This is a genomic window from Telmatospirillum siberiense (assembly GCF_002845745.1).
In the GTDB taxonomy this organism is placed as follows: Bacteria; Pseudomonadota; Alphaproteobacteria; order Rhodospirillales; family Magnetospirillaceae; genus Telmatospirillum; species Telmatospirillum siberiense.
This window is the reverse complement of sequence record NZ_PIUM01000013.1, coordinates 125,969-135,793: the sequence shown is the minus strand read 5'-3', so window position 1 is coordinate 135,793 and position 9,825 is coordinate 125,969. Positions and strand designations below refer to the sequence as shown.

Here is a 9,825-nt window from a genome sequence, read left to right as displayed (position 1 = left end):
ACTCAGCGTCGTCGAACTTGATGACAGCGTCACCGCCGAGTTGGCCACATTGACGGTATTGCTATTACCACTGACCTCTACCGCGCCGCTCACCCCTCCCGCATTGATCGTGACGTTATTGGAAGAACCGCTCACCAGCACAGGTCCGTTCGGCGCTCCATTGACCGTCACCGTCAAGGTGTTCCCGCTGACCGTCACCTGATCATTGCTGCCGGTCAGCGTCGCGTAATAATAGGACCAACCCCAGTAACTGCCGCCCCAGACATTATCCGTGGCGGCCGAGAACGTCACAGCCGCATTGCTGGCGGTCACCACGCCCCCGAGACCGGTCACGGCAATGGATGTCCCCGCCCCGTTATCGGTCAGCGTCAGGGTATCCTTGTCTCCCAGCGTTATCGTATCGTTCAACCCGCCGGCATCCACCGTCGCCGACGCACTGGTCCCCATCGTTATCGCCGCCGCCGCCGTCTGGGTCAGTACGGTGCCCGTCGAATTGAGCGTGATCGTGCCGCTGTCCGTCGTCAGCGTGTCGGATGCCCCCGCCACAACAACGGCGCTAGCCCCCGTCACCACCGCCGAACTGCTGCTCCCCGTCAGCGTTACCGTATCGCTGGTACCGGTCACGGAAACCGTGTCACCGGTTCCCGTGACCGCAAGTGTCGTTGAACTTGCCGTCAGTGTCTCCGCCATGTTGGTGGCGTTGACCACGTCCCCCTTGCCGCTGACCACGACCGCGCCGTTCGCCCCGCCGGCATTGACCGTCAAGGTGTCGCTGTTTCCGCTGACCAGCACCGGGCCGTTCGGCACCCCGTTGACCGTCACCCCCATCGTGTTTCCGCTGACCGTCACCTGGTCATAGGTCCCGGTCAGCGTGCTGGCGTATCCGGAACCTGTGGACGCGGTGAAGGCCACCGCCACATTGCTGGCAGTGATCGTATCGCTGTAACCGGTCACCGTAATGGCCGTGCCGTCGCCATTGTTGGTGAGGGTGAAGGTATCATTGCTCGCCAGCGTCACCTGATCGGTGAAGCCATCGGCATTAACCGACGCCCCGGCGGAACTTCCCAGAATAAGCGTTTCGGCGTCGGTCTGCGTGAGCACCGTGCCCGCTGCATTGATGGTGAGCCTGCCGCTGCCCGCCGTCAGCGTGTCGGACGCCCCGGCGACGACGATCGTGTTGCCATCTCCCGTCACCACCGCAGAACTGCTGGTTCCCGTCAGCGTCACCGCCGTCGAACTGGCGAGCAGGGTATCAAGCGCCCCCGACACCGTCACCACGTCGCTCGTACCGGTCACGGTGATCACGTTGCCCGCCCCGACCACCGTGGCGCTCGATGCGTTACCCGATAAGGTCACCGCCGTCGAGGTTGCGGTGATGGTATTAGACGTGCCCGTCACGCTGACCGAATCGCCGCTGCCGGTCACCGTAACCTTGTCGTTGTTCCCGATCAGGATCAGTTCCTCGTCGCTGGCGGAGACCGTCAGGCTCGTGCTCGACACCGTGCTCGTGAGGGTCGTGGTCATCGGTTCATTCCTTGTTCCAAAGAAACTTTGTTCGCGAGATCTCCGACATCGGCTTGATGCCGGATGCGGCTTTGCAGTTCGGCGCGCACGGCGCGCAAGACACCCAGCCAGTCGCCGGGGTAAGGCTGTCGAAATTGACGAAGGGTCGGATACCAGGGACTGTCGTCGCGGTTCAGCAACCAGCGCCAGCAACGGTCCGACCGGTTGAGCAGCCAGACAGGCCGCCCCAACGCCCCGGCCAGATGCACAACCGCGGTATCGACACTGATGATCAGATCCAGAGCTTCAGCCAGGGCCGCCGTATCGGCGAAATCGGCAAGCTCTCCGGTCCAGTCGTGCAATCTGAAGCCAGGAGGGGGGAGTTGTCCGGCAGCAGTCCCTTTCTGCAAGGAAACAAAATGCACGCCGTCCATGTCGGCCAAGGGAAAGAACTGTTCAAGCGGAATGGATCGACGGCGATCAGCGGCCATGGTTTGATTACCGGCCCAGACGATCCCAACCCGCAAACCGTCGAGTTCCCCGACCCGCCGCCGCCAGAACGCCACGCGCTGCGGGTCGGCACGCAGATAAGGCGCTGTGGCGGGAAGGCTCTCCAGCGTGACACCGAGAACACGAGGGATACTCAGGAAAGGACAGTGCAGATCGAACGGTGGTAAAGGATCGCCGGACGCCACGATCCGTTCGACCCCCGGAAGCCCCGCCAGAAGGGGAACGAGGGGCGGCTGGACTTCAAGGATGACACGCCGCCGCGCTGCGATCTCGGGCACGAAACGACAAAATTGAAGAGTATCGCCCAAGCCCTGCTCGGCATGCAGCAACAAGACCCTGTCGCCTGTCGCCTCGCCTTTCCACAGCGGTTGCCGAAAGGGGCGGACATGAGCCCGGTTCTTGTCTTGTTTCCATCGCCATTCGTATTCCCGCCATCCCTCGTCACATCGGCCGGCGAGCAGCAGGGCGATTGCAAGATTGGTATGGGCATCGGGATAATCGGGCTTTTGTGACAATGCCGTCCGATAGCGCACGATCGCTTCATCAAGACGGCCCAGATCAAGAAGCAGACTGCTGAGATTATTGTTGGCTTCCGCCCAGTCGGGATCCGCTTGCACAGCCCTCCGGTACCAGAATTCCGCCTGGTCGAACCGGCTGCGCTCGCGCAGGGAATTACCCAAATTCAACGCGGCGGAAGGATAACCCGGCTTCAGGCGCAGCGCTTCCCGGCAGCAGGCCTCAGCCTCCTCCGGCCGCCCGCCCATCCACAGAAGATTGCCGAGATTGTTCATTGCTTCGGCAAAATCAGGCTTCAACTCGCAGGCCCGCCGCAAACAACGCTCAGCCTCGTCGTTCCGCCCCACTTTGCCGAGCAGTAGGCCGAGATTATTGTGGGCTTCGGCAAAACGCGGATCCAGATGCAAGGCCCGTCGATAGCAACGCTCACTTTCCTTGTCGGCGGAAAGCTCAGACAAAACCGTCGCCAGATTATTGTGAGCGGCGGCGAAATCGGGTTTCAGCAACAACAGCCGACGAAATACACCGATGGCCTCGTCCGGACGTTTCCGACGCGCCAGCAAATTGGCCAAATTGAAATGGGCGTCCACATTGTCTGGGACTTGCCGCAGAACGGCGGCGTATTGTTCGGCCTCGGCGTCGAGGTCGCCGATCTCCCCCAAGAGAAGACCAAGCTGGTTGCGGACTCTCCAGTCGTCCGGACTCTTGAGCAGCGCGAGCCGATAACGGGAAATCGCCTCGTCGCGTCGTCCCATCGCACGCAGCACCTGGGCCAAGTTGTCGAGATAAATGCGATTGTCAGGATGCAGGTCGACGGCCTTGCATATCAGATCGCGGGCAGTATCGTGTTTTCCCTCCTGAAATGACACGACACCAAGGAGATGAAGACTGTCCGCATGGGTTTTATCAGCTTCCAATATCCGCCGGTAAATCGCTTCCGCCTGGTCCAGGCGGCCCGCACGATGATGGGCCAGGCCGATCTCGAACGAAACAGGGGGCCTCTTCTCCTCCACCGCCGCGCGTGAGGGGGCAGCATGGGTCATGGCCGTCACCTCTCCCTGAAGCTTTCGTCGCCGTAGCGCAGCACCGGATCGAGCAGATAGCTGATCACCGTGCGACGCCCGGTCTTGATCTCGGCCGTAACCGCCATGCCGGGAGTCAGGATGACATCCTTCCCGTCGGCCGGAATCGAGTCGTGATCCAAACGAAGGCGCACCGCGTAGGTCGCGCCCAGCCCCTCCTTGGACTGCCCGGTACTGGCCGGATCCTGTGCCGCGGCCGTCTTGCGGGTCGGATCGGCATCGGGGCTGACCGAATCGGATGACACCACCGCAACCGTCCCCGGCACCGTGCCGTAACGGGTGAATGGAAAGCTCTCAATCTTGATTTCCGCCAGCTGGCCCGGCCGCACGAAGCCGATATCCTTATTGGGAAGGGCAGCCTCGACGGCGATTCCCTCGGCATCCGGAACGATCATCACCACCGGCTGCCCCGGACTGACCACCGCACCGGGGGCATGAACCGACAATTGTTGCACCACACCGTCCACGGGGGCGGTCAGCCGGAATTGACGATCGCGATCCTGGGCCTTCGCCAGCTCTTGCGCCAAGCTCGCCGCCTTCTGATCGGCTTCGGCCAATTGCGCCAGAGCTTCGGCCCGAAACTGGGCCTCGTTCTGCGCCATGCGCTGATGCACATTCGCCAGGCCGGCGCGGGTTTCCGCCAGTTTTTCCCTGGCCGTTTCCAATTGCTGGCGACGATCCACCAGTTCCTGTTTCAATTGCAGGAAATCATTGCGGGCACCATAACCCTCGGCAGCCAGGGTTTCCTTGGCTCTAACCCGTTCCTCCAAGAGCGGCACGGTCTGCACCAGGCGGGATATTTCCGCGGCGTTGCCGCGCGCGATAGCTTCCTTCTCGTCGGCCTCGCGATGCAGCGCTCCCTGCGCGGCCCGATGATCGGCCTGCTTTTGAGCCAATTGCTGACGGTGCACGGCCAGCAACTCCGGCGCCGCCGGTTCGACGGCAAAGGTATCCTTTCCGTCCAGCAAAGCACGCAGGCGGGCTGCGGTCACCACCAGTTCCATATGCTCGCGGGACAGCCGGGCGGTATCGGCTTCCGTACCGATCCGGTCGAGATCGACCAGAACCTGTCCCGCCGTCACCCGGTCACCGTCGCGCACATGGATGGCCGCCACGATGGCGATCTCCCCCGCCGCCACCGTCTTGGTTTTACCGGCGGGAATGATCCGCCCCAACGCCGTGGCGTGAATGTCGACCCGCCCCAGGCACGACCACGCGAGAATCGAGGCGAACAGCACCATGATGATCCAGGAGGTCAGACGGCCGAGTGGCGAAGCCGGGCTTTCGACAATTTCGAGAACGGCCGGCAGGAATGCCAATTCCGTGGCCGTGCGATCGGACAGCCGCGGTCGCAGCCGCTCCATTTGCCAGGCGGCCCTCCACGACGCGGCCAACCGCCGCAAAGGCTCCAGATGCATAAGAACGGCGTCGGGCACTTGGTATGCCAGGACCTCACTTTTCCGTTTGGCGACTTGACTGACAAACTCACGCCATGACATCACCGCTCTCCTGGCAATGCCACAACTGGGAATAGCGCCCGTTGGAGATCAGCAGGGCGTCGTGACTCCCCTGCTCGACGATTCTCCCTTTTTCCAGGACCACGATCCGATCGCAATGACGTACCGCGCTCAAGCGATGGGCGATGATGAATACCGTCCGGCCTCGGGCAATCGCCCGCATATTGCGGCGTATCTCGGATTCGGATTCGTAATCCAGGGCGCTGGTCGCCTCATCGAAAATCAGAATTCTCGGATTGGTGATCAGGGCACGGGCTATGGCTATCCGCTGGCGCTGTCCACCCGAAAGGTTGGCACCGCGTTCGACCACCGGGGTATCGTAGGCTTCGGGCAATTCAAGGATGAAGTCATGAGCCGTGGCCAGCCGCGCCGCTTCGACCACCGCCTCCATCGGCGCTCCGGGATTGGCCAAGGCGATATTGTCCCGGATCGAACAGCTGAACAGCACATTCTCTTGCAACACCACGCCAACCTGGCGACGCAGCCAGGCCGGGTCGAGCAAGGCCAGATCCACCCCGTCGATCAGCACTTTTCCGGCCTCGGGCAGATAGAGGCGTTGGACCAGCTTCGTCAGGGTCGACTTCCCGGAACCGGACGAGCCGACCAATCCGATGCTCTCGCCCGGCCCCACGTCGAGACTAAGGTCCTTGAGGACGGGCAAGCCATCGGGCCGATAGCGGAAAATAACCTGATCGAAGGTGACGCGCCCCAACAGCGAGGGAAGACTGCTTCGGCAGGCCACTGAACGCTCGGTCGGGGTATTGAGGATGTCACCCAGACGGTCGACGCTGACCCGCATCTGCTGAAAGTCCTGCCATAGCTGAGCAAGACGCAAAATCGGCGAGGCCACCCGTCCGGCCATCATATTGAAAGCGACCAAGGCACCGATGGTCATTTCGCCATCCATCACGGCCTTGGCGCCAAACCACAGGCAAAGCACCATTTGCGCCTTGGATATTCCCTGCGCGGCCTGACTGGCCAAAGTATTCAAATTTTGAGCGCGGAAGCCGGCCCGGACATAAGCGGCAAGCAGCCCTTCCCATTTGCGCTGCATTTGCGGCTCGACCGCCATCGCCTTGCAGGTCTCTGCAGCCCCTACGGTTTCCACCAGGAACGCCTGGCTGGCGGCGCCGTGATGAAATTTTTGATCGATCCGCCGCTTCAAAAGCGGAGTAACCGCCAGGGATAGCCCCGCATATAAAGGAATGGTCGCCAACACGATCCACGCCAAAGTCGCGGAATAAGCGAACATCACCGCGAAAAACACCACGGTGAACACGGCATCGACCAGAAGGGTCAAGGCCGAACCGGTCAGAAAATTCCTGATGTTCTCCAGTTCGCGCACCCGAGCCACGGTGGTTCCGGCCCGCCGCGCCCCGAAATAGGAGAGGGGCAATCCCATCAGGTGATGAAAAAGCTGTGCGCCCAGTTCGACATCGACGCGGCTGGCGGTGTGCGAAAAAACATAGGAGCGCGCCGCGCCCAACAAGGCTTCGAACACGGATACCAATGCCAAACCGACCGCCAGAACGTCCAAAGACGATAACCCCCTGTGCACCAGCACCTTGTCGGTGACCACCTGGAAGAACAGCGGCGAAACCAGTCCCATCACCTGAACAAAAAAAGACGCCGCCAGGACTTCTCCGAACAGGCGGCGATAACGGATGATTGCCGGAATAAACCATGAGAGATCAAAACTTCGGGCTGGACCGGCCAAGGCCTCGCGATGGGTCAGATAAATCAACTGACCGTTCCAGTCGGCGCAAATCTCGTCACGCTCTTTCAATTCCGGCGTTGGAAAGCGCGGGTCCTGGATGAGGATCCGGTCTCCCTTGTCGGTATTCGTGACGAAACGGGCGAAAACAATGAAAGAGCCGTCGTTAAGAACCGCGATCGCAGGCAACGGCGCACGGCCCAGACGCTCCCACCGGCTTACCGCCAACCGAGCCAAAGCCCCAGCCCTCTTGGCACACCGGATCAGGTCTCCCGCCTCAAGAAGTCCGTCTGTCTTACCGTAGTCGTGACGAATTTGCGCTGGGTCGGCGGCTATATTGAAATAGCGCAGAAGCAACACCAAGCACGACAGACCTGTATCGACGATCTCGCCAGGGATCTTTTGTCCGTCGGGCATATTTCCCCATTTAATAGATAAGACCCTACTTTCCTTACGCCGACAACATCTCCATCACAATCGGAAAACGTTACAGCAATAGTCATATATCCATTGAGCGTATTAATAAAAGATAATACCTCAAATAATTTTTAAATCAGAGATTGATGTAGAACATCGGTTTGCTTATTTATTTTTTAAAATTTAATAAATAATTTACACATTATTCCTCGGCCATGTGACGCAAGGGTCGAATGCTGAACGTCCATTGTCGTTTCTCGCCCGCAGCGATCTTGACAATTCCCGGCTTGTCGGTCAGTTCGCCGTCGAACCCAGTCGGACTGATATGCCCCTGCCAGGGCTCCAGGCACAGGAAGGGATAGCCGGGCCGCGTCCACAGACCGAAATGCGGGAAATCATCGAAGCGCATTTCGATGCCGACCCCTCCGGGAATGCCGAACCAAATCGTCCGGCTGACCAACCGATCCCAGACAATGGCGCTCATCTCGAATAATCGGTCGTCCAGCGGCAGAACCCGCCCGATGACCGGTGTCGGGAAAGGTTCCGGTCCCAGGCCGCCCCGCACCACCCGACGAATGGGACCGGCCTCCGGCTCGGCAAAGATCAGGCGATGTGCCAGGCGATCGCCATCCGGCGTCATCGGCCAGCGGAAGGCGGGATGGCCACCAAGGCTGACCGGCAACGGCTCTCGCCCTGGATTTTCCACCAGGAAGGACTGGATCAAGCGGTCGCCGGCGATGGCGAACGACAAGACGAGCCGGAACGCGAAAGGATAATGCGGACGCGTCCCTTCGCCATCGATCAGGAGAAAGCGCGCCGTCTCATCGGTCCGCTCGATCAAGGTCATGGGACAGTGACGAAGAAAGCCATGCGCCTCCATCGGATAGCGGACGCCCCGATGGACCAGATGGTCGCCGGCCACGGCACCGACCACCGGAAACAAATTCGGCGCATGCCAGGGCCACACCGAAGCCTCCCCCTGCCAAAGCACCTCGCCGCCCCAGGACGGCACGAGGGACAGCAATTGCCCCCCCTTGACCGCGATGCGAGCCCGCAAGGCACCTTTTCCTATGCTGACCGTCGGCCCGGTCATCGCGTCGTCGACATGCCTCCGCATGTCTCAGAGCCGCAGATCATCGGGAAAGCACCGAAAAAAGCCGGTGATGGACTTCCCGGCATACGCAAGTGTGACGGTCATCACAAATAACTCCGGAGAAGATAAGTATAATTACAGAGTCTTAAATGGGAATTCGTACATATATCGTGAAAAAACATCGACATTATCCACAACTAGACCGTCATAAACAGAATATAAAAAATACAAATTACCGTAAAAATAAATTTTATATAAAATTATAGGAAATTTCACTTCAAATTACAGAAAAAATCAAAAGTTGATTCAATTTTATGATTTTATAAATCAAGGATTGATCCAATGTCATTCCTCCACATAGCCTATCATTTTCATGATCTGGCATCCCATGCGGCCTGCTCCGGCCAAGGTGACGCCGCGCGGGACTTCATCGAACATGCCTACACGGCGGCGATGATGGAAGAGGCATCCGGCAAGATCGCGTTCAAGATCCGCCCGTCCCAGGAAATGGGCCACCTGGCATCCGAGGAACACGCAAGTGTCCGCGTCACCGGCGCGGGCGTCCTTTTCGCGGCGTCGGCCAGATTGCTGGATAACTCCTGCCTCGCCTATGAGAGGCTCGGCCTGACGGGATATCTGTTTTCCGCCGTGGCGTCCCGCCTTGGAAACACGGGCTGTTATGAGGGCATCGCCGATATCGGCGATGGCACCGACCTGGGCGATTATTCCCGGATCTGCTATTCCTCGGGGCAGCCTCGAAACATCCTGGTCCCCGATCCTTTTTTCTTCATCAGCAGGAACTACGCCGGCCTCAGACGATTTGTCGCCACGCGAAGCCGTCCCTGGTCCGAAAGAAAGGGTACCCTGTTCTGGCGCGGCACGACGACAGGGCGAAGAACGAGAACGCCCGGGCCCGACGACGATCTTTACATGGACTGGAGCTGGCTGCCGAGACTTCATCTCTGCGCGGCGGGACGCAGAAGCATCCACGCCGACAAGATCGACATCGCCCTGACCCAAATGGATCAGATCGCCGAACCCTATCTGAAAGACGCCATCCGCACCGCGGGATTGATCAAGCCGATGGTCAGCAAGGAAACCTTCGCCGACTATAAATATCTGATCGACATCGATGGATACTCGAACGCCTGGAGTTTGCTGGAAAAGATGATCATGGGCGCGACCATCTTCAAAGTCGCCTCCCCCCATGGTTTCCGCCAATGGTATTATGACAGGCTGACGCCATGGGAGACCCACGTACCGGTCGCCTCCGACCTTTCCGATCTCGATGAACGGATGGACTGGGCGATGAACAATCCGCGGGCTTGCGCCCAAATCGCCGAGCAGGCGGCCCGTGTCGCCGCGGATATCTCCTTCGACGCCGCCATCTCCGACGCGATTGCCGCCGCCTCGGCCGGACTGACCCGGGTGATATAGCCCTTTCCCGGTGCTAGTGCATTGAATCATCTGAAT

The 9,825-nt window shown here is 59.9% G+C and carries 6 protein-coding genes; 1 reads left to right on the top strand and 5 read right to left on the bottom strand.

From position 1 onward, the window contains the following. The 5 genes from CWS72_RS13005 to CWS72_RS12985 form a co-directional block, all read right to left on the bottom strand. On the bottom strand, window positions 1-1,524 hold a 1,524-nt coding region (locus CWS72_RS13005), incomplete at its 3' end, for a beta strand repeat-containing protein (protein WP_146002736.1). Beyond that, window positions 1,521-3,572, bottom strand: a complete 2,052-nt coding sequence (locus CWS72_RS13000) for a tetratricopeptide repeat protein (protein ID WP_101251031.1) — start codon at window positions 3,570-3,572, stop codon at window positions 1,521-1,523. The genes CWS72_RS13005 and CWS72_RS13000, both read right to left, overlap by 4 nt. Window positions 3,573-3,577: 5 nt before the next feature. Next, on the bottom strand, window positions 3,578-5,047 hold the full coding sequence (locus CWS72_RS12995) for an HlyD family type I secretion periplasmic adaptor subunit (protein WP_158240638.1): 1,470 nt from the start codon (window positions 5,045-5,047) through the stop codon (window positions 3,578-3,580). Between the two features lie 49 nt (window positions 5,048-5,096). Further along, on the bottom strand, window positions 5,097-7,259 hold the full coding sequence (locus CWS72_RS12990) for a type I secretion system permease/ATPase (protein WP_101251029.1): 2,163 nt from the start codon (window positions 7,257-7,259) through the stop codon (window positions 5,097-5,099). A gap of 202 nt (window positions 7,260-7,461) precedes the next feature. Then, complete coding sequence (locus CWS72_RS12985; RefSeq protein ID WP_101251028.1) at window positions 7,462-8,376, bottom strand: aldose 1-epimerase family protein; 915 nt, start codon at window positions 8,374-8,376, stop codon at window positions 7,462-7,464. A gap of 318 nt (window positions 8,377-8,694) precedes the next feature. On the opposite strand from CWS72_RS12985, the gene CWS72_RS12980 reads away from it, so the two are divergent. Further along, window positions 8,695-9,789 carry a glycosyl transferase family 90 gene (locus CWS72_RS12980; protein ID WP_101251027.1) on the top strand — a complete coding sequence of 365 codons (1,095 nt, stop codon included), beginning with the start codon at window positions 8,695-8,697 and terminating at the stop codon, window positions 9,787-9,789. Window positions 9,790-9,825: the final 36 nt, after the last annotated feature.

Excerpts from the sequence above, each read along its gene's own strand:
- CWS72_RS12980 (WP_101251027.1), top strand. The coding sequence starts at position 8,695 with ATGTCATTCCTCCACATAGCCTATCATTTTCATGATCTGGCATCCCAT.
- CWS72_RS12990 (WP_101251029.1), bottom strand. The coding sequence starts at position 7,259 with ATGCCCGACGGACAAAAGATCCCTGGCGAGATCGTCGATACAGGTCTG.
- CWS72_RS12985 (WP_101251028.1), bottom strand. The coding sequence starts at position 8,376 with ATGCGGAGGCATGTCGACGACGCGATGACCGGGCCGACGGTCAGCATA.
- CWS72_RS13000 (WP_101251031.1), bottom strand. The coding sequence starts at position 3,572 with ATGACCCATGCTGCCCCCTCACGCGCGGCGGTGGAGGAGAAGAGGCCC.